This is a genomic window from Streptomyces sp. NPDC002640, from assembly GCF_053592575.1.
In genome coordinates this window covers 238,370-262,767 of sequence record NZ_JBSFVZ010000002.1, presented here as the reverse complement: position 1 = coordinate 262,767, position 24,398 = coordinate 238,370, and the positions used below count along the sequence as shown (strand labels likewise).

Annotated in this window: 21 protein-coding genes and 1 pseudogene; 14 read left to right on the top strand and 8 right to left on the bottom strand. The window is 71.8% G+C overall.

All coding sequences use genetic code 11. The features are described from left to right. Positions 1-150: 150 nt before the first annotated feature. Both ACWD3O_RS03755 and ACWD3O_RS03750 read left to right on the top strand, forming a co-directional pair. The gene (locus ACWD3O_RS03755) at positions 151-1,209 is read left to right on the top strand and encodes a LacI family DNA-binding transcriptional regulator (RefSeq protein ID WP_451410540.1); all 1,059 of its coding nucleotides are present in this window, start codon (positions 151-153) and stop codon (positions 1,207-1,209) included. A gap of 83 nt (positions 1,210-1,292) precedes the next feature. Further along, the gene (locus ACWD3O_RS03750; RefSeq protein ID WP_451414755.1) at positions 1,293-2,525 is read left to right on the top strand and encodes an LCP family protein; all 1,233 of its coding nucleotides are present in this window, start codon (positions 1,293-1,295) and stop codon (positions 2,523-2,525) included. Between the two features lie 121 nt (positions 2,526-2,646). Here ACWD3O_RS03750 and ACWD3O_RS03745 read toward each other — a convergent pair whose 3' ends face one another. Then, a complete protein-coding gene (locus ACWD3O_RS03745) occupies positions 2,647-3,840 on the bottom strand; it encodes a THUMP-like domain-containing protein (RefSeq protein WP_451410538.1) in 1,194 nt (397 codons plus the stop codon). 352 nt (positions 3,841-4,192) lie between these two features. Here ACWD3O_RS03745 and groES point away from each other — a divergent pair, with 352 nt between their 5' ends. The 5 genes from groES to ACWD3O_RS03720 all read left to right on the top strand — a co-directional run bounded on the left by groES (position 4,193) and on the right by ACWD3O_RS03720 (position 10,045). Continuing rightward, entirely contained in the window at positions 4,193-4,501 is a 309-nt protein-coding gene (gene groES, locus ACWD3O_RS03740; protein WP_031477499.1) for a co-chaperone GroES, read from the top strand. 160 nt (positions 4,502-4,661) lie between these two features. Then, entirely contained in the window at positions 4,662-6,293 is a 1,632-nt protein-coding gene (groL, locus tag ACWD3O_RS03735; RefSeq protein ID WP_451410537.1) for a chaperonin GroEL, read from the top strand. 335 nt (positions 6,294-6,628) lie between these two features. Continuing rightward, the gene (locus tag ACWD3O_RS03730) at positions 6,629-7,081 is read left to right on the top strand and encodes a hypothetical protein (RefSeq protein WP_451410536.1); all 453 of its coding nucleotides are present in this window, start codon (positions 6,629-6,631) and stop codon (positions 7,079-7,081) included. A 19-nt stretch (positions 7,082-7,100) separates the two neighbouring features. Further along, entirely contained in the window at positions 7,101-9,347 is a 2,247-nt protein-coding gene (locus tag ACWD3O_RS03725; protein WP_451414754.1) for a hypothetical protein, read from the top strand. Between the two features lie 164 nt (positions 9,348-9,511). Then, on the top strand, positions 9,512-10,045 hold the full coding sequence (locus tag ACWD3O_RS03720) for a hypothetical protein (RefSeq protein ID WP_451414753.1): 534 nt from the start codon (positions 9,512-9,514) through the stop codon (positions 10,043-10,045). Between the two features lie 26 nt (positions 10,046-10,071). Here ACWD3O_RS03720 and ACWD3O_RS03715 read toward each other — a convergent pair whose 3' ends face one another. Both ACWD3O_RS03715 and ACWD3O_RS03710 read right to left on the bottom strand, forming a co-directional pair. After that, a complete protein-coding gene (locus ACWD3O_RS03715; protein ID WP_451414752.1) occupies positions 10,072-10,974 on the bottom strand; it encodes a hypothetical protein in 903 nt (300 codons plus the stop codon). After that, a complete protein-coding gene (locus ACWD3O_RS03710) occupies positions 10,971-11,987 on the bottom strand; it encodes an SPFH domain-containing protein (protein WP_451414751.1) in 1,017 nt (338 codons plus the stop codon). The genes ACWD3O_RS03715 and ACWD3O_RS03710 overlap by 4 nt, the downstream gene beginning before the upstream one ends. Before the next feature lie 185 nt (positions 11,988-12,172). Between ACWD3O_RS03710 and ACWD3O_RS03705 the strand changes: the two genes are divergently transcribed. Together ACWD3O_RS03705 and ACWD3O_RS03700 are read left to right on the top strand one after the other, a co-directional pair. Further along, complete coding sequence (locus ACWD3O_RS03705; protein ID WP_451414750.1) at positions 12,173-13,615, top strand: NAD(P)-binding domain-containing protein; 1,443 nt, start codon at positions 12,173-12,175, stop codon at positions 13,613-13,615. Positions 13,616-13,629: 14 nt separating this feature from the next. Next, a complete protein-coding gene (locus ACWD3O_RS03700) occupies positions 13,630-14,025 on the top strand; it encodes a GNAT family N-acetyltransferase (RefSeq protein ID WP_451414749.1) in 396 nt (131 codons plus the stop codon). A gap of 148 nt (positions 14,026-14,173) precedes the next feature. Here the strand turns inward: ACWD3O_RS03700 and ACWD3O_RS03695 are convergent, their stop codons facing one another. Beyond that, positions 14,174-14,950: an SDR family NAD(P)-dependent oxidoreductase gene (locus ACWD3O_RS03695; protein WP_451410529.1), complete on the bottom strand. Its 777-nt coding sequence runs from the start codon at positions 14,948-14,950 to the stop codon at positions 14,174-14,176. A gap of 63 nt (positions 14,951-15,013) precedes the next feature. Then, positions 15,014-15,682, bottom strand: coding sequence for an MOSC domain-containing protein (locus tag ACWD3O_RS03690; protein ID WP_451414748.1), 669 nt, complete (start codon positions 15,680-15,682; stop codon positions 15,014-15,016). 82 nt (positions 15,683-15,764) lie between these two features. Here ACWD3O_RS03690 and ACWD3O_RS03685 point away from each other — a divergent pair, with 82 nt between their 5' ends. After that, on the top strand, positions 15,765-16,676 hold the full coding sequence (locus tag ACWD3O_RS03685) for a LysR family transcriptional regulator (protein WP_451410527.1): 912 nt from the start codon (positions 15,765-15,767) through the stop codon (positions 16,674-16,676). 254 nt (positions 16,677-16,930) lie between these two features. On the opposite strand, the pseudogene ACWD3O_RS03680 reads toward ACWD3O_RS03685, so the two are convergent. Beyond that, a pseudogene (locus ACWD3O_RS03680) lies at positions 16,931-17,239 on the bottom strand (WhiB family transcriptional regulator); the annotation flags it as partial. A gap of 403 nt (positions 17,240-17,642) precedes the next feature. Here ACWD3O_RS03680 and ACWD3O_RS03675 point away from each other — a divergent pair. The 4 genes from ACWD3O_RS03675 (at position 17,643) to ACWD3O_RS03660 (ending at position 22,095) form a co-directional block, all read left to right on the top strand. Continuing rightward, positions 17,643-18,254 carry a response regulator transcription factor gene (locus ACWD3O_RS03675; RefSeq protein ID WP_003948568.1) on the top strand — a complete coding sequence of 204 codons (612 nt, stop codon included), beginning with the start codon at positions 17,643-17,645 and terminating at the stop codon, positions 18,252-18,254. A 295-nt stretch (positions 18,255-18,549) separates the two neighbouring features. Then, positions 18,550-19,125 carry a sigma-70 family RNA polymerase sigma factor gene (locus ACWD3O_RS03670; protein WP_356128757.1) on the top strand — a complete coding sequence of 192 codons (576 nt, stop codon included), beginning with the start codon at positions 18,550-18,552 and terminating at the stop codon, positions 19,123-19,125. 224 nt (positions 19,126-19,349) lie between these two features. Beyond that, positions 19,350-20,855 (top strand): IMP dehydrogenase, encoded by a 1,506-nt coding sequence (guaB, locus tag ACWD3O_RS03665; protein ID WP_451410526.1) that lies wholly within the window; start codon positions 19,350-19,352, stop codon positions 20,853-20,855. Between the two features lie 115 nt (positions 20,856-20,970). Next, on the top strand, positions 20,971-22,095 hold the full coding sequence (locus ACWD3O_RS03660) for a GuaB3 family IMP dehydrogenase-related protein (protein WP_451410525.1): 1,125 nt from the start codon (positions 20,971-20,973) through the stop codon (positions 22,093-22,095). Between the two features lie 78 nt (positions 22,096-22,173). On the opposite strand, the gene ACWD3O_RS03655 is transcribed toward ACWD3O_RS03660, so the two are convergent. Both ACWD3O_RS03655 and ACWD3O_RS03650 read right to left on the bottom strand, forming a co-directional pair. Then, entirely contained in the window at positions 22,174-22,779 is a 606-nt protein-coding gene (locus ACWD3O_RS03655; protein WP_451410524.1) for a hypothetical protein, read from the bottom strand. A gap of 116 nt (positions 22,780-22,895) precedes the next feature. Then, positions 22,896-24,125, bottom strand: a complete 1,230-nt coding sequence (locus tag ACWD3O_RS03650; RefSeq protein ID WP_451414747.1) for a nucleotide sugar dehydrogenase — start codon at positions 24,123-24,125, stop codon at positions 22,896-22,898. Positions 24,126-24,398 lie beyond the last annotated feature (273 nt).

Here is a 24,398-nt window from a genome sequence, read left to right as displayed (position 1 = left end):
GGAGCTGCCCGTTCTGCGGCTCACGGCTCGTCCGGTGGAGATGCTTTGATACTTCCTTCGAAGGTTTCGATCGATGCCGCGAATGTTTTGGGAACCTAAGCGCGCCAGGGGGGTTCGTCAAGAGGTTGCGCAGATATACGATCCCGAACCATGACGACTCCGGAATCCGCCGAAACCCCCTCCGTGCCCCGGCAAGGGCGCACAGCGACGCTTGCCGAGATCGCACGGGCGGCCGGTGTGTCCGCTCCGACAGTTTCGAAAGTCCTCAACGGCAGGGCCGACGTGGCTCCGGCGACCCGCTCCCGGGTGGAGCGCCTGCTGCGCAGCCACGGTTATCGCAGGCGCCGCGCGGACGCCTCCCGGTCCCCGCTCGTCGAGCTCGTCTTCCACGAGCTGGAGAGCGCCTGGGCCATGGAGGTCATCCGCGGCGTGGAGCGGGCGGCGCGGCGTGCCGGGCTGAGCGTGGTGCTCTCCGAGAGCGCCGGACGCCATACGCCCGGCGGGAGTTGGGCGGACCAGGTGGCGGCCCGCCGGCCGCACGGCGTGATCCTCGTGCTGTCGGGGCTGGACGAGAGTCAGCGGACCCTGCTCACCAGCCGGTCCATCCCGTTCGTGGTGATGGACCCGGCCGGAGACCCCGGCGCGGAGGTCCCCTCGGTGGGCGCCACCAACTGGCAGGGCGGGCTGTCCGCCACCCGGCACCTGGTGGAGCTGGGCCACACCCGGATCGGCGCGATCAGCGGCCCCACCCGGATGATGTGCGCTCGCGCCCGCGTGGACGGCTACCGCGCCGCCCTGGAGACGGCCGGGCTGGCCGTGGACCCCGGTCTGATCCTGGACGGCGACTTCCACCACGAGGCGGGCTACCGGCTCGGCCTCGACCTGCTGCGCCGCGAGAACCGGCCGACGGCCGTCTTCGCGGGCAACGACCTCCAGGCGCTGGGCCTGTACGAGGCCGCGCGCGAACTGGGGCTGCGGATCCCCGACGACCTGAGCGTGGTCGGGTTCGACGATCTGCCGGTGGCCCGCTGGGTGGGCCCGCCGCTGACCACCGTCCGGCAGCCGCTGACCGAGATGGCGGAGGCGGCCACCCGGATGGTTCTCGAACTCGGGCGCGAGGAAAAGCCGTCGGCGGGCGCGCGGATGGAGCTCGCGACCAGTCTCGTGGTGCGCAGCAGCACCGCTCCGCCGCCCGGCGGGGGTTCCTGAGTCGCCGATTTCCTTCGAAACTTTCGAAGGCGGTCCCCCCGGCTTCTCCGGCGGAAGGTTCCGTACCGGGCCTATTCGGACTTATGTTCAGGCTCGTGAGCGAGAACGAGGGGACCAAGGGGAGCGGGGAGCGTGGCCGGGGAGCCGCCGCCCGGACGCCGAACAGGCGCTGGGTCAGGGCCGTCCGGTACACGCTCGGGGGAGTGCTGGTGCTCGCCGCCGTGGGGGGCGGCTGGGCCTACTGGCACCTGGACGGCAACATCCGCAGTGTCGACATCGACGCGGCGCTGGGTGACGACCGGCCGCACGCGCCGGTGGGCATGCCGATGCAGTCCGCGGGGGCGTCGCAGGGCTCGGCGGAGGGCGGCGGCGGGGCGCTGAACATCCTGCTGCTGGGCTCCGACTCGCGCGACGGCGAGGAGAACCGGCGCCTGGGCGGCGGCAGCCCGGGCAGCGCCCGGGCGGACACCGCGATGGTGGTGCACCTGGCGGAGGGGCGGACCTCCGCGACGGTGGTCTCCATACCGCGTGACACCCTGGTGACCCGTCCGGCCTGTCCGCTGCCGGACGGCGGCACCACGGCGGCGGCCCAGGGGGTGATGTTCAACAGCGCCTACGCGGTGGGGGGTCCGGTCTGCGCGGTGAAGACCGTGGAAGCCCTGTCGGGCGTGCCGATGGACCACTACCTGGAGGTCGACTTCGCCGGGTTCGCGAACCTGGTCGACGCGTTGGGCGGCGTCACGGTCGAGCTCGCCGAGCCCATCGACGACGACCTGAGCCACCTGCACGTCGACGCCGGGGTCCACCACCTGTACGGCGAGGACGCGTTGGCCCTGGCCCGCACCCGCCACGGCGTCGGGGACGGCAGCGACCTGGGGCGGATAGGCCTGCAGCAGCAGCTGGTCAGGGCACTGATGGAACAGGTCGAGCGGGCCGACCTCCTGACCGACCCGGTGCGGCTGTACCAGGTGGCGGACGCGGCCACCTCCGGCCTGACCGCCGACACCGGGCTGGACTCGCTGGAGGAACTCGCGGGGTTCGCGCGCAGCCTGAGCGGTCTCACCCCCGCGTCCGTCCGGACGGTGACCCTCCCGGTGGTGCCCGCGCCGTTCGACCGGAACCGGGTGGTGCCCGACGAGCCGGAGGCGGGGGAGCTGTGGGCTTCCCTGCTCCCGGGGGCGCCCGCCGTCGTGCCGGAGCCCTCGGGGCCGGGGGCGTCCGCGACCCCGGCAGGGCCGTCGTACGGGCCCTCGACCCGGTCGCCGTCCGGGGCCTCGACCCGGTCGCCCTCCGCGCCCGGGACAGCGCCGCAGTAACGTTTCTCCGCCGGTGGCCGGTGGCCGGTGACCCGTGATGGGTGACGGGTGACCGGTGCCAGGCCGACCGGGCGGCTGCCGGGGGCGGCGGGCGCGTGCGGTGCCCGCCCGGGCGCCGGCGTCAGCGCGGCAGCGGCTGTCCCAGGAGCATCACCGGGGCGCCCGCGGCGCGGGTCAGGAAGACCGTGACCGCGGCACGCCCCTGCGGCTTGGGGAGCGCCTTGCGGCGGAGCTCCTCCGGCTCGACCGCCGAGCCGCGCTTCTTCACGGTGAGCGTGCCGACCTCGCGTTCCCGCAGCAGCGCCTTGAGCTTCTTCACGTTGAAGGGGAGCGCGTCGGTGATCTCGTACCCGGTGGCGTACGGGGTGGGGCGGAGTTCGTCGGAGGTGACGAAGGCGATGGTCCCGTCGATCAGCCCGCCGCCGACCTCCTCGGCCACCTCGGCGACCAGGTGGGCGCGGATGACCGCCCCGTCCGGCTCGTACAGGTACCGCCCGACGGGGCGGACCGCCGGGTCCGGCAGGCCCCGGCCGAGCAGCCGCCGGGGGCCGGGCAGCAGCGTTGCGCACACCCCGCCGGGGCGGGCCGCCTCCCCGAACCAGAGGACGGCCTCCTTGACGTCGCCGCCGTCCGAGATCCACTCCGCCTCGGCGTCCTCGGGCACCGCCTCGTGCGGGATGCCCGGGGCCACCTTCAGCGCGGCGGCCCGGGAGGCGCCGCGGGCGGCCCCCACCGCCCAGGACAGCGGCGGGGAGTAGGCCTCGGGGTCGAAGATCCGCCCCCGTCCGCCGCGGCGCGCCGGGTCGACGAACACGGCGTCGAAGGGGGCGGTGTCCACCTCGGTGACGTCGGCCTCCCGCACCTCGATCAGGTCCGCCAGGCCCAGCGCCTCGGCGTTGGCCCGGGCCACGGCGGCGGTCAGCGGGTCCCGGTCGACGGCCAGCACGCGGATGCCGGCCCGGGCCAGCGCGAGGGCGTCGCCGCCGATGCCGCCGCAGAGGTCGGCGACGGACCGGACGCCGAGGGCGGCGAACCGTTCGGCACGGTGGGCGGCCACCGAGGCGCGGGTGGACTGCTCGACGCCGTTGGGGGTGAAGAACATCCGCCGGGCGTCGTCCGGGCCGAACTTCGCGGCGGCGCGGGCGCGCAGGCGGGCCTGGGTGAGGGCGGCCGACACCAGCTCGGGGGAGTGGGTCCGGCGCAGCCGGGTGGCGGCGGCGAGTTCCCCGCCGGGGGCGACGTCGCGCACCTCGTCGAGGAGGGCGCGGCCCTCGGGGCTCAGCAGCGCCGCGAACGCGGCCACGGTCTCACTCACCGTCCCATTCTCCCCGTCGGCCGCCGCGGGCCGCGCGGCGGGCTCGGGGCGGGCTCGGGGCGAGCCCCAGAGGCGGCGCGCGGCGTGCGGTGCGCGGGGCGGCGGGCGGGGCGGCGCGCGCGGGGCGGGGGCCGGGAACGCCCCCTCCGCACCGCCGTTTCCACGCAACCCGCCGAGAAATTGGCACTCCGCTTGACCGAGTGCTAACCCCGGTCATAGTCTCAGCCTTGGCACTCGCCCCAGGTGAGTGCCAACAAGCGACGGGCAGGTCCGGCACCCGCGACGACGGATCGACCTGGTCGCCACCTCAGACAGTTAACCCCGTGAGATCTCCGAAGGGGGAGGTCGGATCGTGACGACCGCCAGCTCCAAGGTTGCCATCAAGCCGCTCGAGGACCGCATCGTGGTCCAGCCGCTGGACGCCGAGCAGACCACGGCCTCTGGCCTGGTCATTCCGGACACCGCCAAGGAGAAGCCCCAGGAGGGCGTCATCCTGGCCGTGGGCCCGGGTCGCTTCGAGAACGGCGAGCGCCTGCCGCTCGACGTCAAGGTCGGCGACATCGTGCTCTACAGCAAGTACGGCGGCACCGAGGTGAAGTACAACGGCGAGGAGTACCTCGTCCTCTCGTCCCGCGACGTCCTCGCGGTCATCGAGAAGTAATTTCACCCCGCTTCCCAGAAGCACCAGAAGCACCGAGCTGCGCCCCGGGCCCCCGCGCCATAAGCCGGGCGCCGGGGCGCAGTTCGCTTTCCAAGACTTCGTACCGCTCAGACACACCGGCGATACACCGCATTTCTCCCGAGAGGGCTGAACCGCTCCCATGGCGAAGATCCTGAAGTTCGACGAGGACGCCCGTCGCGCCCTCGAGCGCGGCGTCAACAAGCTGGCCGACACGGTCAAGGTGACGATCGGCCCCAAGGGCCGCAACGTCGTCATCGACAAGAAGTTCGGCGCCCCGACCATCACCAACGACGGCGTCACCATCGCCCGTGAGGTGGAGATCGAGGACCCGTACGAGAACCTCGGCGCCCAGCTGGTGAAGGAGGTCGCGACCAAGACCAACGACATCGCCGGTGACGGTACGACCACCGCGACCGTGCTCGCCCAGGCGCTGGTCCGCGAGGGTCTGCGCAACGTCGCCGCCGGCGCCTCCCCGGCCGCCCTGAAGAAGGGCATCGACGCCGCGGTCAAGGCCGTGTCCGAGGACCTCCTCGCCACCGCCCGTCCGATCGACGAGAAGTCCGACATCGCCGCCGTCGCCGCCCTGTCCGCCCAGGACAAGCAGGTCGGCGAGCTCATCGCCGAGGCGATGGACAAGGTCGGCAAGGACGGTGTCATCACCGTCGAGGAGTCCAACACCTTCGGTCTGGAGCTGGACTTCACCGAGGGCATGGCCTTCGACAAGGGCTACCTGTCCCCGTACTTCGTGACGGACCAGGAGCGCATGGAGGCGGTCCTCGAGGACCCGTACATCCTGATCAACCAGGGCAAGATCTCCTCCATCCAGGACCTCCTGCCGCTGCTCGAGAAGATCATCCAGACCAACGCCTCGAAGCCGCTGCTGATCATCGCCGAGGACGTCGAGGGCGAGGCCCTGTCGACCCTCGTGGTCAACAAGATCCGCGGCACGTTCAACGCCGTCGCGGTCAAGGCCCCCGGCTTCGGTGACCGCCGCAAGGCGATGCTGCAGGACATGGCCGTCCTCACGGGCGCCCAGGTCATCGCCGAGGAGGTCGGCCTCAAGCTCGACCAGGTCGGCCTCGAGGTGCTCGGCTCCGCCCGCCGCGTGACCGTCACCAAGGACGACACCACCATCGTCGACGGCGCCGGCTCCTCCGAGGATGTGCAGGGCCGCGTCGCGCAGATCAAGGCCGAGATCGACACCACGGACTCCGACTGGGACCGCGAGAAGCTCCAGGAGCGCCTCGCCAAGCTGGCCGGCGGCGTGTGCGTGATCAAGGTCGGCGCCGCCACCGAGGTGGAGCTGAAGGAGAAGAAGCACCGTCTGGAGGACGCCATCTCCGCGACCCGCGCCGCGGTCGAGGAGGGCATCGTCTCCGGTGGTGGCTCCGCGCTGGTCCACGCCGCCAAGATCCTCGAGGGCAACCTCGACAAGTCCGGCGACGAGGCCACCGGTGTCGCCGTGGTCCGCAACGCGGTCGTCGAGCCGCTGCGCTGGATCGCCGAGAACGCCGGCCTCGAGGGCTACGTCATCGTCTCCAAGGTCAAGGAGATGGAGAAGGGCCAGGGCTACAACGCCGCCACCGGCGAGTACGGCGACCTGGTCAAGTCCGGCGTCATCGACCCGGTCAAGGTCACCCGCTCCGCCCTGGAGAACGCCGCCTCCATCGCCTCCCTGCTCCTCACGACCGAGACCCTGGTCGTCGAGAAGAAGGAAGAGGAGGAGCCGGCGGCGGGCGGCCACGGCCACGGCCACGGTCACGCCCACTGACCCACCCCGCTCCGCCCGTACCACCCCGAGGCCCGGCCTCCCGCACTCCGCGGGACGCCGGGCCTCGGCGCGTCCACCGTCCTTCCGTGCCGGCCCCCGCGTCCGCTTCACCCGTACGAGTCACGCCATCCCCGCCCCGCCGACCCGCCCGCCCGGGTGATCCTCGGCAGGGCCTTCCACCAGCGCCGTCGGCGGTGGACGTGCCGTGGAGGCGCGCCGACCCACGGACAGGTTCAGGCCGGATCGCCATAGCGCCCTGAAACGACCGGATGTGCTTGGTACGACTGGTGGCACCGGCCGGTACGGGCGGGATCACGGGAGGTACGGGGGACGGCATGACCTGGAACGAGTGGGAGCAGCTGAAAAAGGATGCGACAGCATCCGCGGCCACGGCGGGCGGAATGCGGCTCAACCAGCTTCCCGCCGCCCAAGGCTCCGGCGGCCCCGACCTCAAGGTCCGGCATCAGCAGCTCCGCGCCCTCGGCGGGCTCGCCGACGACCTGAGACAACGTCTCCAGGTGGACGGGGACCATGCGCGGCCCGCCACGTTCTCGGCAGGCACGAGCCTTTCCAACGACGGCCTCGCCTCGGGCCACCAGGTGCTGCGACTCGCCGAGGTGTGGAGCACCAAGCTGCATGTCCTGCTGGACGCGTGCTCCCACATCCGCAACCACCTGAGCTTCACCAGCTCACAGCACGGCGGCGACGACGAAGCGGCCGGAAGCGGCGTCGGGGCCGCGGGTGCCGACCTGCAGCCGCTGTCGAAGATCTCCGACTACATCAAGTGACACGCACGGGGGACAGCGAATGGCGGACATCGCGACGCTGACGGTCGAGGAACTCCGACACCTCCGCCTCGGCAATCTCGACAAGGCCGTCGCGGACTGGCGAGTCATGGCGGACAAGCTCACCAAACTCGCCACGGGCGGCAGCGGTGACGTGAGCGCCCGCGACCTGGAGAGCAAGGCCAAGGCCGCCGACTGGGAAGGCGTCAACGCGACCGTCTCCCGGGAGTTCGTCACCAGGACGGCCAAACAGTTCGACGACGCGGCCGCGGAGGCGAAGGACGTCCTGGGCATTCTGAGCGACCTCGCGTCGCAGATGGCGAAGCACAAGGAGAGCCTGGACACGGCGATCACCGAGCTGGGCCGCCGGAACATCGGCGTCACCGGCAACGGCACGATCACCTACAACAGTCCCAGCGCCCCCAGCGAGGTGACCGGTGTGGTCAGGCCCTCGAAGGAGGAGATGGAGGTCGCCAAGCAGCGAGTCACCCGCATCCTGTGGGAGGCCACCGAGACCGACCGCATCGCCAAGGACGCCCTGCGCGCCATCATGAAGGACCAGCACGACTTCTCCGGGGCGGGCGCGGGCAGCCTCAAGGAAGCCGACATGCGGCAGGGGCAGGCGCAGGCCGAGAAGTGGAAGAAGGACATCCTCTCCGGCGAGTACAAGCGCTGGAGCGACGAGCAACTCGAGGCGTTCAACCGGTCGCTCGTCCTCCACCGCGACAACCCCGGCTTCACCGAGGCGTTCTTCACCGGCATCGGCGCGGACCAGACGTTGATGATGTGGCGGGAGATCGCCGACAACGACGGGCCGGAGAACAAGGACCGCCCCAAGCTCCTGGCGAAGCTGCAGGACAACCTCAGCATGGCCCTCGCCAACGCCTCGTACGGGGACAGCCCGGCGGTCGAGCAGTGGAAGAAGGACCTGATCGCCGCAGGCCCCCGGCAGCTCGCCGGTGATCTTCCCATCGGGCCCACAGGCTTCCAGGTGATGAGCAGCCTGATGCAGAAGGGCCGTTTCGAGGACGAGTTCCTCCACGATTACGGCACAGCGCTCATCACCCACGAGCGCGAGAAGTTCCGGGGATCCGGCGAACCCTGGCTCAGCGGTGTCACCCTCAATTACCCGGACGACAAGAAGAACCCCAACGACCCGATGTCCGGCTTCCTCGAAGCCCTCGGCCACAACCCCGAGGCCTCACTCGACTTCTTCAACCAGGAGACCGGCAAGGACGACGAGCGGATCAGCAACTTCGAGTACCTCGTCGGCCACGAGGAGCATGGCCGCAAGTGGCCCGGGAACACCGACGGCTTCGACAACCTGGGCCACGCACTGGAGTCGGCGACCCTGGGCTACCCCCATGACCAGTTGGACCCGCAGACCCCGCCGCTGAAGGACCCGGACGACATCCGCGCGCGAGATGAACGACTGGCTCTGTTCCGGCAGGTCATCGAGGCATATGGCACCTCCGACGCGGTGGAGAAGCATGAGGGGATCACGCCTAGTTTGACCAGGATCGCCGTCGGTCATTTGGACACCTTGAACTACTCGATGGCCGACTGGGGTGGCACTGGTGACCATGCCGCACGGGAACTGCGCTTCCATGCGGAGAAGTACCGGCTGGGAGATATCCCAGGAGGGATGGCAGCCGACTTCCTGGGCGCCCTCGCCGCTGATCCTGACGCGTATAACTCGTTGTCCGCCGCGCAGCAGTTGTACGGGAGCAGTGTCATAGCCTCACACCCCGACGACCTGGACTCGGCGAAAGCGGCTGCCCTGGTCGGCGTTGGCGTCCACGGCATTCTCGACGAAGCGCGAATGGAAGCACTGGGTCGAGAGATGGCCGACGAAAAGGAGAAGCAGCAGGTCATGCTCGAGGAGCAGGCCGCGTGGCGGGACTTCGCCGTGGAGGCAGCCGTGGGAAGCGTGGTGGGTGTGGGCTCCTCTCTGTCGATTGTGACTGGTCCAGGCGCCCTGATCATTCCGGTGGTCCTGGAAACGGCAGGTGGGGCTGTCACTACATGGTCAGGGCTCCAGACCGCGGAATGGCTCCGCGACAACGAGTACGACAACACCAAGGAGGCCGTGGAGAAGACTGGAACCGTACTCGACATGGGCAGGCACAGTGCCATGATTCCGCTCAACAACCTGATGGACAGCGGGAGTATGAGCCAGGTCGAAAAGGACCAACTGATCGCCAATGCCAAGACTTACTACAACGATGGCATGAGTGAGGTCGACACAGACAATGTCAGGGGTCATTGATGAAGTTGTGGAGCATGAGGGCTGTTGTGTGCGCCGCACTGCTTGCCGGACTGTCTTCCTGTTCTCCGGAGGGGGTTGACAGACCTGCGTCCTCAGCGGGAACCGCCAACTCCGCACCGCCGGAGACCTGTGAGAAGCTCCTCGGCGAGGAAGGTCTTGCCTGGGTGCGTGATGCCGGGGCCGGCCGGACCGGGATCACGATCGACGAGCCGACAGCGGACGCGGTCGACCGATTCAGAAGAATCGCCAAAGAATGGCGTCCGAGCGCCGACGGCACCTTGTCCACCCTGGAGCTCTGCCGTTTTGTCCGCAAGGACCAGGTTCCCCATAGGGACGCCTTTTCGATCGAGTTCGGGCCCTCGATCTCGGAACTGCACCAGTCGTGGATTGCGGGAGAGCCGATCGATTCGGTGGAGAACCTGCCGGTCAACGACGATGTCCGACTCGGAGTCCTGCGGAGCAAGGCTCTGGGGGACCAGTACGTTGTCCGAGTCGGGTGCCGAATTCCCGGTACTGTCGAAGGGCAGGAAACCCAGGTGCCGCTTGAAGGGCTTTTCAGGGACGAATTGCTGCAAGACACGACCGACGAGGAGCACCTGCGGCACCTCCTGCACGCGGCACGGGTGATGGTGGACGAGGTGGGCTGCGAAAACGGGCCTGTGCTCCCCGCCGATCCGCCCCCGGTGCCGAAGTCCTGACGTGGGGCGGGGGCCCTGCCAAGTGTTCACACCAGCCGCAGGCGGTCCTCGCAGACGCCGATGCGGACGGTCTGGCCCCAGGTGAGGGCGAGGGCGTCGTCCTCCATGCCGTCGCCGAAGGCCACCAGGTGCTCGGACTCCACGGTGAGGGAGAGGCGGGCGCGGGCGGTCAGTTCGCCGGCGACGAGTGAGGTGCCGGTGCCCGGCGAGGGCCAGGCCTCGCGGACGTACCAGAGGAGCCGGTCCTCGGTCGGGGCGGGGAGAGCGAGCCGGCCGGGCTCCGGGCGTTCCTGCCACACGGAGCGGATCCAGCCCGTCGCCCCCGTGCCCGTGCCGACCAGGACCCCGGAGGACGCCTGCGACTCCACGGAGGGGGAGGGGGCGTCGAGGCCCAGGCGGTAGCGGGCGGTGCGGTGGCCGGGGGCGCCGAGGTAGATCTCGTTGAGGGCGGTCAGCCGCTGCGTGTCGTCCGCCACCGCCTCCACCATGGTGAGCTCGTCGGCCCGCGCCGACGGCCGCGCCGCGTGACGCAGCAGCCGGCCCGCGGCGTCGGGACGGTGCCGGACCAGGACACCGGGGTTGCGGCCCGGGTCCGTGTCGACGCCGATCACCGGCTGCCCCGACAGGTACTTGGCGACGTTGGCGACCAGGCCGTCCTGCCCGACCACGACCACCACGTCCTCCGGCGCGAACAGGAACCGGTCCACGTCCCGCCGCTCCACCCGCGCCTGCCGCCAGGTCAGCGGCACCGCCGCGGCCACCTCTGCCAGCGCCCGGTGGTTGCGGGCGTGACGGTCGGCGACCTCGTCGATGTTCCGGCCGCGGGAGGCGAGGAAGAACGCGGCCTGACCGTGGGTGCCGTGCCGGGCCACCAGCTCCTCGTACTCGGTGGCCCGGTGCACCACCACGGCGCGCGGTGCGAGGCTCATGCGGCCGGCCCCGAGGGCTGCGTGCCGGCCAGCTTGGAGAGCAGCCCGGTGAGGACGTCCGGCGAGACGGTGAGGTTCGCGATGTCGGGCACGTGCTGGGCGAGCTGCATGCCGGTGAGGGCCCGCAGCGTCCCGGCGTCGACCTCGGCGTGCACCCGCAGCCAGGCGGCCTGCGCCTCGGCCTTGGCCGCGCCGGTCTCCCGTTCCGCCTGGGCCTGGGCCTGCGCCAGACGCACCGTGCGCGCCGCCTCGGCCTCGGCCCGTACCGCGTCGGCGGCCGCCTGCTCCTCCGCCTGGCGGCGGGCGTTGGTGCCGTGCTGGTCGACCAACTGCTCCTCCCGCCGGGCCAGTTCGATCTTGCTGGCCAGTTCGTTCTCGGCGATGGTGCGCTCCCGCTCCACGGCCACCGCACGCCGCTCGTACGTGGCGCGGTCCGCCTCCTGCTGGATCCGCTCCCGCGCCGGGGTGCGCAGCGCCCGTTCCACCTCGGGCTCGGGCCGCAGCGCCACCACCCGCACGGTGACGATCTCGATGCCCGTCGCCGGCAGCCGCGGCTCGGCGGCCAGCCCGGCGGCGACCCTCTCCCGCACCAGCCCCACGCCGTCCGCGAGCGCCCGCTCCAGCGGGGTGCGTGCCATCACGTCCAGCACCTGCTGCTGCGCCGACTCGGTGAGCAGCGTGGACAGTTGCTCCAGGGGCGAGCCGCGCCAGACGCCGGTGTCCGGGTCGATGGAGAAGTCCAGCCGCTCGGCGGCGACCGCGGGGTCACCGATCCGGTAGGTGACCGTGGCCTGGACCGTGACGTCCTGGAAGTCCGCGGTGCGGGCGTGGAACGTCATCGCCAGCTCACGGTCGTCCACCGGTACCTCGGAGAGGGCGGCGGTCAGCGACCGGTACCAGAAGCTGATGCCGGGCCCCTCGTGCACCAGCCGTCCGGAACGGTGGTGCCGGATGTGCGCGGTGGGGGTTCCCCGCAGGTGGCGCATGCCGAGGCGCTTGATGATGTCAGCCATGAGGGGCTCCAGCCGTCGAACCGTTTTCGTCAACATGACGATATAGCGCACGGCCTCTTATCGTCAACTGGACGAGAATGAGTTCCGCTAGTTCGATGGGTGTCTATGTTGACGGATGTCGAAGTCGGTGTCAGGCTGGGTGGCGAGGGGTTCGACGTTCATCGATACACGGGCCAGGAGTGGGCATGACCGAGCAGGTACAGCTTCCCGTCGTCGTCATCGGAGCCGGGCCCGTCGGCCTGGCCGCCGCCGCGCACCTGACCGGGCGCGGGCTGACCCCGCTGGTGCTCGAGGCGGGGCGGACCGCGGGGGCAGCGGTGCGGGAGTGGGCGCACGTGCGGCTCTTCTCCCCCTGGAGCGAACTGGTGGACGCGGAGGCCGAGAAGCTCCTCGCCCCCACCGGCTGGACGCGCCCCGACGCCGGCTCGTACCCCACCGGCGGGGACTGGGCCGAGCGATACCTGCAGCCGCTGGCCGACGTCCTCGGGGACGCGGTCCGCTACGGGGCCACCGTCACCGGCGTGTCCCGTGTCGGGCGGGACCGGGTGGTCGACGCCGGCCGGGAGGCCCAGCCGTTCACCGTGCGCGTCACCCACGCCGACGGCCGCGAGGAGCGGCTGCTCGCCGCCGCGGTGATCGACGCCTCCGGCTCCTGGACGCTGCCGGGCCCGGCCGGCGGCGACGGGCTGCCCGCCCCGGGGGAGAAGGCCGCCGCGGACCGGACGACCTACCGGGTGCCCGACCTGACCGACCCCGCCGTGCGGGCCCGCCACGCCGGGCGCCGCACCGCGGTCGTCGGCTCCGGCGCCTCGGCGTTCACCGCGTTGGCCGCCCTCGCCGATCTGGCCGCGGCGGAGGACGGCGCGGGGACGCACACCACCTGGGTCCTGCGACGCGGCATCTCCGGCTCCACCTTCGGCGGCGGCACCGCCGACCAGCTCCCCGCGCGTGGCGCCCTTGGCCTCGCCGCCAAGGCCGCCGTGGACCAGGGGCACGCCGACGCCGTCACCGGCTTCCGCACGGCCGCCGTCGAGCGGGACGGCGAGGGGCGCGTCGTCCTGGTGGCCGAGGACGGCCGCCGCCTCGACCCGGTCGACGAGGTGATCGTGCTGACCGGCCTCCGCCCGGACCTGTCGTTCCTCTCCGAGATCCGCCTCCGCCTCGACGAGCGGCTGCTGGCGCCGGTCGAGCTGGCCCCGCTGATCGACCCCAACCAGCACTCCTGCGGCACGGTCTACCCGCACGGCCACCGCGAACTGGCCCACCCCGAGCGGAACTTCTACCTGATTGGTGCCAAGTCCTACGGCCGCGCCCCGACCTTCCTGGCCCTCACCGGCTACGAGCAGGTCCGGTCCGTGGCCGCCGCGCTGGCCGGTGACACCGCAGCCGCCGACCGCGTCGAACTGGTCCTCCCGGAGACCGGCGTCTGCGGCGGCGCGGGCCTTTTCGACACCGCCGCCCCCGAACAGGCCGCGGACAGCGGCTGCTGCGCCCCGGCGGCCCCGGCCATCCCCCTGGCCCAGGCCGCCCCCGCGGCCCAGGCCGCCCCGGCACCCCAGGTCGCGCGGACCCCGCAGGTCGTCCAGCTGGGCGAGCGCCCGGCGCCGGGCGGCGGCTGCTGCGGCTGAGCTAGCCTCCGCGCATGACGACCCACTACGAGTGGCGTGGCCACGTCCAGGACGCCGAACTGGACGCCTTGCACGCGGCGGCGTTCGGACACCCGCCAGGCGACGGCGGATGGGAGGCGCAACTGAAGGGGCACAGCCTCGGCTGGGTCTGCGCGCGCGACGGCGGGAAGCTCGTGGGGTTCGTCAACGTCGCGTGGGACGGCGGCACGCACGCGTTCCTGCTCGACACCGCTGTCGCCCCGGAGCGGCAGGGCGAGGGGACCGGGGCAGCCCTGGTACGGATGGCGGCGCGGGAGGCGCGTGCGGCGGGGTGCCGCTGGCTCCACGTCGACTTCGAGGAGCCGCTGCGCCCCTTCTACGTCGACGCGTGCGGCTTCCGTCCGACGGCGGCGGGCCTGCTCGCGCTGTGACACGGCTGTGGCCGCCTCACCGGGAGACGGCCACGGACGGGGACCGGGACGGGAACGGAAACAGAGGGCGGGACGGAAACGGGGGCCGGGACGGAACCGGAGACGGGGGCCGGGACGGAAACGGGGACCGGGCCAGGGGCGGCGCGGGTCAGCGGCTCGGGCCGTACTTCCGGCCCGCGGAGGAGGAGACCCCGCCGATCAGGTTCCGGGGGACCAGCTTGGTCAGCCCCATCAGGGCCTTGTAGCGGGGGTCCGGGATGGACAGGGTCCTGCCGCGGGCGAGGTCGTCGAGGGCGGCCGTGACCACCTTGTCGGCGTCCAGCCACATCCAGCCGGGGATGTTGTCCGTGCCCATGCCCGCGCGCTCGTGGAACTCGGTGCGCACGAAGCCGGGGCACAGGGCCATCAGGCGGACCCCGTCGGCGGCGACGTCACGGGCCGCGCCCTGGGTGAACTGGACGACCCAGGCCTTGGACGCGCCGTAGGTGCCGCGCGGGACGAACGCGGCGACCGAGGCCACGTTGATCACGCCGCCGCGGTGGCGCTCCCGCATCCCCTCGACCGCCGAGGAGGTCAGGCGCAGCACCGCCTCGCAGTGCACCTTGAGCATGCGCAGCTCGTCCGCGAGGGGGACCTCCAGGTAGCGGCCCTTGTTGCCGAACCCCGCGTTGTTGACCAGGAGGTCGACCGAGTTCCGGCGGTCGGAGAGGCGGGCGGCCACCGCCTCGATGCCCTCGTCGGTCGCGAGGTCCGCGGTGAGCACCTCGGCCTCGATGCCGTGCCGGTCGTGCAGCTCGGTCGCCTGCGTGCGCAGCCGCTCGGTGTCCCTGGCCACCAGCACCAGGTTGTGCCCCCGGGCGGCCAGCCGACGTGCGAAGGCGGCGCCGAGGCCGGCCGTCGAACCTGTGATCAGAGCAGTGGTCATGGGGTCAGGTTATGCAGGCCGGCGGGCCCGGGGGAGGCGGGGCGGCGGGTGAACGGACGCCGGTCAGGGCGCCTGCCGCTCCCGGTACTTCCGCACGGCCTCGCGCTCCTCCTCCGGAAGGTCCTCGCCTGCCTCCAGGAGACGCGGCAGCAGGGAGCGCTCCACCATCAGGGCGCGGAAGACCAGCGCGACGGTGACGTCGTGATCCGGGCGGTGGACCACCTCCACCGCGTCCCCCGCGCGGATCTCGCCGGGGGTGAGCACCCGGAAGTAGGCGCCGGGGGCGCCCTTGGCCGTGAACCGCTTCACCCACTGAGGCTCCCCCATGTGGCCCTGGAAGGTGCCGCAGGGGATGCGCGGCGAGGTGACCTGGAGGACGACCTCGGGGCCCACCCGCCACCGCTCGCCCACCCGGGCGCCCGACACGTCGAGGCCGGAGACGGTCAGGTTCTCGCCGAAGACGCCGCTGCGCAGAGGCCGGCCGAGGTCGCGCTCCCACTCGTCGAGGTCCTCGCGGGCGTACGCGTAGACCGCCTGGTCGTCACCGCCGTGGTGGCGGGTGTGGCAGACCGCGTCGCCGGTCATGCCGCTCGCGCCTGCGCCCTTCGGGCCGGGGGCGAACACCCGGACGGGGCCGTCCACCGGGCGTTTGTCGATGCCGGTGAGACCGTCCGGCTGCTGGGTGTACGGCACCGCGACGGCGGACCCGAGATTGAGCGAGAGCACCTTCATACGCGGCACGGTAGCGCCGACGGCATCAAAGCGGGAGGTGGTTTTTCCCGTTCCGCTCCAAGGCTGACTTATGCTCGGAAGGGTGATCGAGGCCCGTCATCTCCGTGTCCTGCGCGCCGTCGCCGCCACCGGTTCGTTCTCCGCGGCCGCCCGCGAGCTGGGCTGCACGCAGCCTGCCGTCAGCCAGCAGATGAAGGCGCTGGAGTCCTCCGCCGGCACCCCCCTGATCGTCCGCGCCGGTCGCGGCATGCGGCTCACACAGGCCGGTGAGGCCCTGGTGCGGCACGCCGCGGGCATCCTCGCCGGGCTGACCGCCGCCGAGGAGGAGGTGGCGGCGATCGCCGGGCTGCGGGCGGGCCGGGTCCGCCTGGTGTCGTTCCCGAGCGGCAGCTCCACACTGGTGCCGACGGCGCTGGCCGCGCTGCGGGCCGAGCACCCCGGCACCCAGGTGTCGCTGGAGGAGGCCGAGCCGCCGCGCTCGGTGGAGATGCTGCGCGCCGGTGACTGCGACGTGGCGCTCGCCTTCCGCTACGCGGCGGCCTCGGGCTCCGCGGAGTCGGAGGAGTGGGACGACCTGGTGGTGCGGCCGCTGCTCAGCGACCGCCTGGTGGGTCTGGTGCCCGAGGGGCACCGGCTGGCGTCCGCCGAGTCGGTCGGGATCGGCGAACTGGCCGGGGAACCGTGGATCGCGGGCTGTCCGCGGTGCCGCGGGCAGCTGGTGCAGGTGTGCGCGGAGGCCGGGTTCACGCCGCGGATCGACTTCGCGACGGACGACTACCCGGCCGTGGCCGGGCTGGTCGGCGCGGGCCTGGGCGTGGCGGTGCTGCCCCGGCTGGCGGTGGAGTCGGTCAGGGGGCGGGGCGTCCGCGAGGTCCGCGTGGAACCGGCCGTGCGGCGCGAGATCGTTGCCCTCACCCTTCCCGACCTGGAGCAGGTGCCCGCCGTGGCGGCCACCCTCGCCCAGCTGGAGCGCGCCGGAACCACGCGCGACTGAGCCCGCGCGACCGAGCCGGGGCGCACCCCGGGGAACCAGCAGAAACGTTCACTCCCCGACCCAGGCCGCAGCGGGCGCTACAGATCCCCGTGCGCCCCGTGGACCCCGTGCGCCTCGGCGACCCCGTGTGCCTCGTGGAGCCCGTGCGTTTCGCGAACCCCGTGCCCCTCATGGACCCCGTGGACCCCGTGCGCCTCGTGGACTCCGTGGTGTCCGTGGCCCCCCTGGGCCAGGCCCTCCGTGTCGTGGACCCGCGGCCCCCGGTCCGGCACCGGGACGAGGCGGTGCCGTGCCCGCCCCATCAGCTCCTCGCGTTCGTCCTCGGTGAGCCCGCCCCACACTCCGTAGGGCTCCCGGACCGCCAGTGCGTGCGCGGCGCACTCCGCCCGTACCGGGCACCGCATGCACACCTCCTTGGCCGAGTTCTCGCGGGCACTGCGGGCCGCCCCGCGTTCTCCCTCCGGATGGAAGAACAGCGAACTGTCGACCCCTCGGCAGGCGGCGTGGAGCTGCCAGTCCCACAGATCCGCGTTCGGCCCGGGAAGGCGGGAGAAATCAGCCATGGCGTGTCCCCTTGGTGCTGGTTGCCGGTTCGGCGACCGCGTACCCGCGATCAATGAAGATCTACGAACGATCTAAGGAGATGAAAATATGACTCATTGCGAATCTAGCTACAGACACCAGCAAAAGGGAAGAAAAGGGACCAAACGGGTCAGAGTGCCTGAGGAAAACTTGTGTGCATGCTGTGTGTGACCGATACGTGATGACCCCCTCACGTAGAGTGCTGAAGGCGGCCTTTCTCCCCGTAACTCTTTCGAGTGACCGTCGTTGAGAGGGCGAGGCGGTCGACGGAACAAGCGCTCGGGTGGAAGATCCGAGAGGCCCGCGATGGATCGACCGCACAGGTGACGATTTCGTACCAGCCTGGAGGCTCAAGGTGACGCGCATCAGCTGCGGAGGGCGGTCATGACTTCCGTCCTCGTCTGCGACGACTCCCCGCTTGCCCGAGAGGCGCTCCGCCGCGCGGTCGCGACCGTGCCCGGCGTCGAGCGTGTGACGACGGCGGCCAACGGCGAGGAAGTCCTCCGCCGCTGGGGCGCCGACCGCTCGGACCTCATTCTCATGGACGTCCGCATGCCCGGCCTGGGCGGTGTCGAGACGGTCCGCCGCCTCCTCTCCGCCGACCCCGGCGCGCGGATCATCATGCTCACCGTCGCCGAGGACCTGGACGGCGTGGCGCTCGCCGTCGCCGCCGGTGCCCGCGGCTACCTGCACAAGGACGCCTCCCGGGCCGAACTGCGCGCCACGGTGACGCAGGCCCTGGCCGACCCGACGTGGCGGCTCGCCCCGCGCCGGCTGCGGTCCGCCGAGATGGGCGCCGCGCCCACGCTCACGGCCCGTGAGATCCAGGTCCTCGAGGGCATGAGCCACGGCCGCTCCAACGCCGAGATCGGCCGTGAGCTGTTCCTCTCCGAGGACACGGTCAAGACGCACGCCCGCCGGCTCTTCAAGAAGCTCGGCGCCTCGGACCGGGCGCACGCCGTGGCACTCGGCTTCCGCTGGGGCCTGGTCCGGTAGGACCCACACCCGTGGGTCGTCTCGATGACTGCGTCACGGCGGGGTCCCGGAGAGACTCCGGGAGGCCCCGCCTGCCGCACCTGTGACGGAGACGTCAGAACCTCCCGACGGGTGCCCGATGCTCGTTTCCCGGCGGATGCCGCATCCTTGAGGATGTGGAGTTCTCGGGGACGAGTCGGTCGAGCGGAAGGGGAGGGCGCAGGGGATGAGTGCCGGCGCACCTGCTCATAACGCTTCGGTGCACAACCAGGGCCGTGGCGGACCCGGCTCGCGGGCTCCAGGGCACCATGGAGCGATGCGCGACGACGAGACGACGGTGATCGGTGCCCTCGTCCTCCGTGCCGTCGACGGCGACGAACAGGCGACGCACGACCTGCTCGCCCGGGTGCACCCGCTGGCCCTGCGGTACTGCCGCACCCGGCTGTCCCGGCTCCCCGGCGACGCCCGCCACTTCGTGGAGGACCTGGCGCAGGAGGTCTGCGTCGCCGTGCTGCTGGCCCTCCCGCGCTACCGGGACACGGGCCGGCCCTTCGAGGCCTTCGTCTTCGCCATCGCCGCCCACAAGGTCGCCGACCTGCAGCGCGCCGCGATGCGCCACCCCGGATCCACGGCGGTGCCCTCGGACGAGATGCCCGAGCGGCCCGACGACTCCCTCGGCCCCGAGGAGCGGGCGCTGCTCAGCAGCGACGCCGAGTGGGCCAAGAAGCTGCTCGCCAACCTTCCGGAGAACCAGCGGGAACTGCTGCTGCTGCGGATCGCGGTCGGCCTCACGGCGGAGGAAACCGGCCAGATGTTGGGAATGTCACCCGGTGCCGTGCGGGTCGCCCAGCACCGTGCGCTGAGCCGTCTGCGGGCGCTCGCCGAGCAGTGACGGTCACTGCGCGCGACGGCGCTACCGGCCATTTCCGGCCATCGTGCGTCTCCACCACCGGGCACGGCGCGTTCCGTCACCGCGGCGCGGACGGCGATCACCGCCGGTAACCGAACGCGGGGCCGGGGTGTCACCCACCACGCCCACGAATGGTGGAATGCCGGACCCCAGGATCCCGTTAGCATGGACATCCGCACCGATCAAGGCCATTTGGGGAAGGTGTCATGACTGCAAACGTCGACGGAGTGCCCGCCAAGTTCGCGACACTCGGGCTGACCTACGACGACGTGTTGCTGCTACCGGGAGCGTCGGACGTCCTCCCCAACGCGGTCGACACCTCCACCCGGATCTCCCGGAACATCAAGGTCAACATCCCGCTGCTCTCGGCGGCGATGGACAAGGTGACCGAGTCCCGGATGGCCATCGCCATGGCCCGCCAGGGCGGCGTCGGTGTGCTCCACCGCAACCTCTCCATCGAGGACCAGGTCAACCAGGTCGACCTGGTGAAGCGCTCCGAGTCCGGCATGGTGACGGACCCGATCACCGTGCACCCCGAGGCGACCCTCGCCGAGGCCGACGCGCTGTGCGCCAAGTTCCGCATCAGCGGCGTCCCGGTCACCGACCCGGCGGGCAAGCTGCTGGGCATCGTCACCAACCGCGACATGGCCTTCGAGACCGACCGCAGCCGCAAGGTGCACGAGGTCATGACGCCGATGCCGCTGGTCACGGGCAAGGTCGGCATCTCCGGCGCCGACGCGATCGAGCTGCTCCGCAAGCACAAGATCGAGAAGCTGCCGCTGGTCGACGACGCGGGTGTGCTCAAGGGCCTGATCACGGTCAAGGACTTCGTCAAGGCCGAGCAGTACCCCAACGCCGCCAAGGACTCCGAGGGCCGGCTGCTCGTCGGCGCCGCCGTGGGCGCGAGCCCCGAGGCGCTGGAGCGGGCCCAGGCGCTGGCCGCCGCCGGTGCGGACTTCCTGATCGTCGACACCTCCCACGGCCACAACAGCAACGCCCTCTCCTGGATGGCGAAGATCAAGTCCGCGGTGAACGTGGACGTGATCGGCGGCAACGTCGCCACCCGTGACGGCGCCCAGGCGATCATCGACGCCGGCGCGGACGGCGTGAAGGTCGGTGTCGGCCCCGGCTCCATCTGCACCACCCGCGTGGTCGCCGGCATCGGCGTCCCGCAGGTCAGCGCCATCTACGAGGCGTCCCTCGCCGCCCGCCCGGCCGGTGTTCCGGTCATCGGCGACGGCGGCCTGCAGTACTCCGGCGACATCGGCAAGGCGCTGGCCGCCGGCGCGGACAGCGTGATGCTGGGCAGCCTGCTGGCCGGCTGCGAGGAGTCCCCGGGCGAGCTGCAGTTCATCAACGGCAAGCAGTTCAAGTCCTACCGCGGCATGGGCTCGCTCGGCGCGATGCAGTCCCGCGGCCAGGGCAAGTCCTACTCCAAGGACCGCTACTTCCAGGCCGAGGTCGCGTCCGACGAGAAGCTCGTCCCCGAGGGCATCGAGGGCCAGGTCCCCTACCGGGGTCCGCTCTCCAACGTGCTGCACCAGCTCGTCGGCGGCCTGCGCCAGACCATGGGCTACGTGGGCGCGGAGACCATCGAGGAGATGGAGTCCAAGGGCCGCTTCGTCCGGATCACCTCGGCGGGTCTCAAGGAGAGCCACCCGCACGACATCCAGATGACGGTCGAGGCGCCGAACTACAGCGGCAAGCTGTAAGCAGGAGCACGGAAAACAACGCAGGAGGGCGGTCCCGCCGGGCGCGGGGCCGCCCTCTGCATGGGCGTCGGCGATACTGGATGACGCCTGACAAGCAGAGGGAAAGGCCACAGACGTGACTGAGATCGAGATCGGGCGCGGCAAGCGCGGCCGCCGGGCGTACGCCTTCGACGACATCGCCGTCGTCCCGAGCCGCCGCACGCGGGACCCGCAGGAGGTCTCGATCGCGTGGCAGATCGACGCCTACCGCTTCGAGCTGCCGTTCCTGGCGGCGCCGATGGACTCGGTCGTCTCCCCGGCCACCGCCATCCGCATCGGCGAGATGGGAGGCCTCGGCGTCCTCAACCTCGAGGGCCTGTGGACCCGGTACGACGACCCGCAGCCGCTGCTCGACGAGATCGCCGAGCTGCCGGCCGAGGCCGCCACCCGCCGCCTCCAGGAGATCTACGCCGCGCCGATCAAGGAGGAACTGATCGGGCAGCGCATCAAGGAGGTGCGTGACGCCGGTGTGGTCACCGCCGCGGCGCTCTCCCCGCAGCGCACCGCCGAGTTCTCCAAGACGGTCGTGGACGCCGGCGTCGACATCTTCGTGATCCGCGGCACCACCGTGTCGGCGGAGCACGTGTCCTCCTCGCACGAGCCGCTCAACCTGAAGCAGTTCATCTACGAGCTGGACGTGCCGGTGATCGTGGGCGGCTGCGCCACCTACACGGCCGCGCTGCACCTGATGCGCACCGGCGCGGCGGGCGTGCTGGTCGGCTTCGGCGGCGGCGCCGCGCACACCACGCGCAACGTGCTGGGCATCCAGGTGCCGATGGCCACCGCGGTCGCCGACGTGGCGGCGGCGCGCCGGGACTACATGGACGAGTCCGGCGGCCGGTACGTGCACGTGATCGCGGACGGCGGCGTGGGCTGGTCCGGCGACCTGCCCAAGGCGATCGCCTGCGGCGCGGACTCCGTGATGATCGGCTCCCCGCTGGCGCGCGCCACCGACGCCCCGGGCAACGGCCACCACTGGGGCATGGAGGCGGTCAACACCGAGCTGCCGCGCGGCAAGAAGGTCGCGCTGGGCACCGTGGGCACCCTGGAGGAGATCCTCACCGGGCCGTCCCACTCGCCGGACGGGTCGATGAACTTCTTCGGCGCGCTCAAGCGGGCCATGGCGACCACGGGCTACAGCGAGCTCAAGGAGTTCCAGCGCGTCGAGGTGACCGTCGCGGACTCCCAGCACCGCCGCTGACCCCCACCCGTCACGCACGAGGGCCCGCCCACCGGTTCGTCCGGTGGGCGGGCCCTTCGTCTCGTCCGGGGTGCCGGATCAGTCGCTGCCGACCTTCTTGGCGACGCTGAACGCCGCCGCGCCGCCGAGGGCGATGAAGACGAAGCTCAGGAAGTCGAGCTCCTCGCTCCAGGCCTGCTGGACGATGGAGAAGTCCTCGACCAGCACCTGGAAGAAGCTGTCGTAGGGGAGCAGCGGGCTGTCCGCCGCGAAGACGGCGATGCCGATGAGCTGGCCCAGGTAGACCGAGCCCAGCGAGACGATCGCGGCGATGGCGCCCGTCACCGGGTTGCCGCCGCCGAGCTTGCCCGCGACCAGTCCCACGAGGGCGCCCACGCCCACCGCGGCGTAGCCGATCTCCACCTCGGCCTTGCCCAGGATCATGCCGTAGACCACGGCCGCCACCAGACCCGTGACCAGGCCGGCCACCGCGCCCAGCGCCAGCTTGCCGCCGGAGGGGAGGGCGGGGATCGCCGGGGCGCTGTAGGCCGGAGCCGGGGTGCCGTAGACCGGGGCACCCGGGTAGCCCTGCGGAGCCGGCTGGCCCTGCGGGGCGCCCTGGGGGGCGCCGCCCTGCGGCGGGACACCGGGAGCGGCGGCGTACGGGTTGCCCTCGGCCGGCTGAGGAGGCGTGGGTTGGGTCATGACAGATCCCCCGTGGGTACGAGCGTGTGTACGAAGAGTGGGCAGAGTAGCAGTGGAGCCCTGCCGTCCTCGCACGATTTCGGCCGTCAGTCGCCCGCCCGTGACCTGTCACTTCGTCAGAGGCGGTGCGCCGCACCCGTCGGCGTCGCCCCCCTGGTGTCGAGCAGGAGCTGTGCCTTGACCGAGAGGCTCTGCAGGTCGTACGCCCGGTGCTGCTGGAGGAGGATCGTCAGGTCGGCGTCGGCTGCGGCCTCGTGGACGGAGTCGGCGCGGGGCACCGACCGGCCGTGAACGCGCCACTCGCCGATGTAGGGGTCGTGGAAGACGACCTCGGCCCCCAGGGCGCCGAGGTGGGCGGCGATCTCCTCGGCGGGGGAGTGGTGGTCGTCGTCGAGGTCGGGCTTGTAGGTGACGCCGAGCAGCAGGACCCGGGCGCCGCGCGCCGACTTGCCGTGCTCGTTGAGCAGGGCGGCGGCCCGCCGGGACACGTAGCGCGGCATGCCGGCGTTGACGCGGCGGGCGAGTTCCACCATGCGCAGGGCCGGCCCGGCCGCACCGGCCGCACCGGCGGTGCCGGCGGTGAGGTCGCGGGGCAGGCCGTGGCCGCCGACGCCGGGGCCGGGGCGGAACGCCTCGAAGCCGAAGGGCTTGGTCTCCGCGCAGCGGATGACGTCCCACAGGTCGACGCCCAGGTCGTGGCAGACCACCGCCATCTCGTTGACCAAGGCGATGTTGACGTGCCGGAAGTTGGTCTCCAGCAGGTGCACGGTCTCCGCCTCGCGCAGGCCGCGGGCGCGGACCACGCGGTCGGTGATCCGCGCGTAGAAGGCGATGGCGGACTCGGTGCAGGCGGGGGTGAGACCGCCGACCACGGTGGGGGTGTTGGCCGGCGTCCAGGTGCGGTTGCCGGGATCGACGCGGCTGGGGGAGTAGGCGAGGTGGAAGTCCCGCCCGGCCAGCAGCCCGGAACCCTGCTCCAGCAGGTCGCGCAGGAAGCCCTCGGTGGTGCCCGGGTGGGCCGGCGACTCGAGGATCACGGTGGTGTGGGGGCGCAGCCGGGCGGCGAGGGTCCGGGCCGCGGTGGCGACCTCGGTGAGGTCGAGGCCGCCGTCGGCCGCACGGGTGACGGGGGCGCAGATGACGGCGGTGCGGACCCTGCCGAGCTCGTCGGGGCGGTCGGTGGGGCGGAAGCCGCGGGCCAGCATGCGGCGGAGTTCGGCGGCGGTCAGGGATCCGGAGTCCGGTCCGAGGCGGTAACCGAGGGTGGGGACGCCGGCGGCGACGGCGGCCTGGGCCAGCGGCAGGCCGAGCGGGCCGAGTCCGATGACGGCGAGGTCTGCGGGCATGGGTGGGCCGTCCTTCCCGATAGCCGGAGGGGGACAGGTGCGCAAGCCGGGAGATCCTCTCGGACGAGCGCACTGTCAGACTAGGAGTAAATATGACCGTTATGCGGCATTGTGGACGGCATGCGCGTGTTGATCACGCGGATCAGCCTCAGGGGTGACGGGGCGGCAGTGACGTGCGGGAACGCCGGGCAGGTTGTCCACAGGCAGGGGACGGGTGGTGGCCGATCCACGGCGAGCCGGTGAGAATCGATCAGCACGGGTGACCCACCCGGT

Bases quoted from the DNA above. Each gene is read 5' to 3' on its own strand.
- ACWD3O_RS03755 (WP_451410540.1), top strand. From the start codon at position 151: ATGACGACTCCGGAATCCGCCGAAACCCCCTCCGTGCCCCGGCAAGGG.
- ACWD3O_RS03750 (WP_451414755.1), top strand. From the start codon at position 1,293: ATGTTCAGGCTCGTGAGCGAGAACGAGGGGACCAAGGGGAGCGGGGAG.
- groL (WP_451410537.1), top strand. From the start codon at position 4,662: ATGGCGAAGATCCTGAAGTTCGACGAGGACGCCCGTCGCGCCCTCGAG.
- ACWD3O_RS03730 (WP_451410536.1), top strand. From the start codon at position 6,629: ATGACCTGGAACGAGTGGGAGCAGCTGAAAAAGGATGCGACAGCATCC.
- ACWD3O_RS03725 (WP_451414754.1), top strand. From the start codon at position 7,101: ATGGCGGACATCGCGACGCTGACGGTCGAGGAACTCCGACACCTCCGC.
- ACWD3O_RS03715 (WP_451414752.1), bottom strand. From the start codon at position 10,974: ATGAGCCTCGCACCGCGCGCCGTGGTGGTGCACCGGGCCACCGAGTAC.
- ACWD3O_RS03710 (WP_451414751.1), bottom strand. From the start codon at position 11,987: ATGGCTGACATCATCAAGCGCCTCGGCATGCGCCACCTGCGGGGAACC.
- ACWD3O_RS03705 (WP_451414750.1), top strand. From the start codon at position 12,173: ATGACCGAGCAGGTACAGCTTCCCGTCGTCGTCATCGGAGCCGGGCCC.
- ACWD3O_RS03700 (WP_451414749.1), top strand. From the start codon at position 13,630: ATGACGACCCACTACGAGTGGCGTGGCCACGTCCAGGACGCCGAACTG.
- ACWD3O_RS03695 (WP_451410529.1), bottom strand. From the start codon at position 14,950: ATGACCACTGCTCTGATCACAGGTTCGACGGCCGGCCTCGGCGCCGCC.
- ACWD3O_RS03690 (WP_451414748.1), bottom strand. From the start codon at position 15,682: ATGAAGGTGCTCTCGCTCAATCTCGGGTCCGCCGTCGCGGTGCCGTAC.
- ACWD3O_RS03675 (WP_003948568.1), top strand. From the start codon at position 17,643: ATGACTTCCGTCCTCGTCTGCGACGACTCCCCGCTTGCCCGAGAGGCG.
- ACWD3O_RS03670 (WP_356128757.1), top strand. From the start codon at position 18,550: ATGCGCGACGACGAGACGACGGTGATCGGTGCCCTCGTCCTCCGTGCC.
- guaB (WP_451410526.1), top strand. From the start codon at position 19,350: ATGACTGCAAACGTCGACGGAGTGCCCGCCAAGTTCGCGACACTCGGG.
- ACWD3O_RS03655 (WP_451410524.1), bottom strand. From the start codon at position 22,779: ATGACCCAACCCACGCCTCCTCAGCCGGCCGAGGGCAACCCGTACGCC.
- ACWD3O_RS03650 (WP_451414747.1), bottom strand. From the start codon at position 24,125: ATGCCCGCAGACCTCGCCGTCATCGGACTCGGCCCGCTCGGCCTGCCG.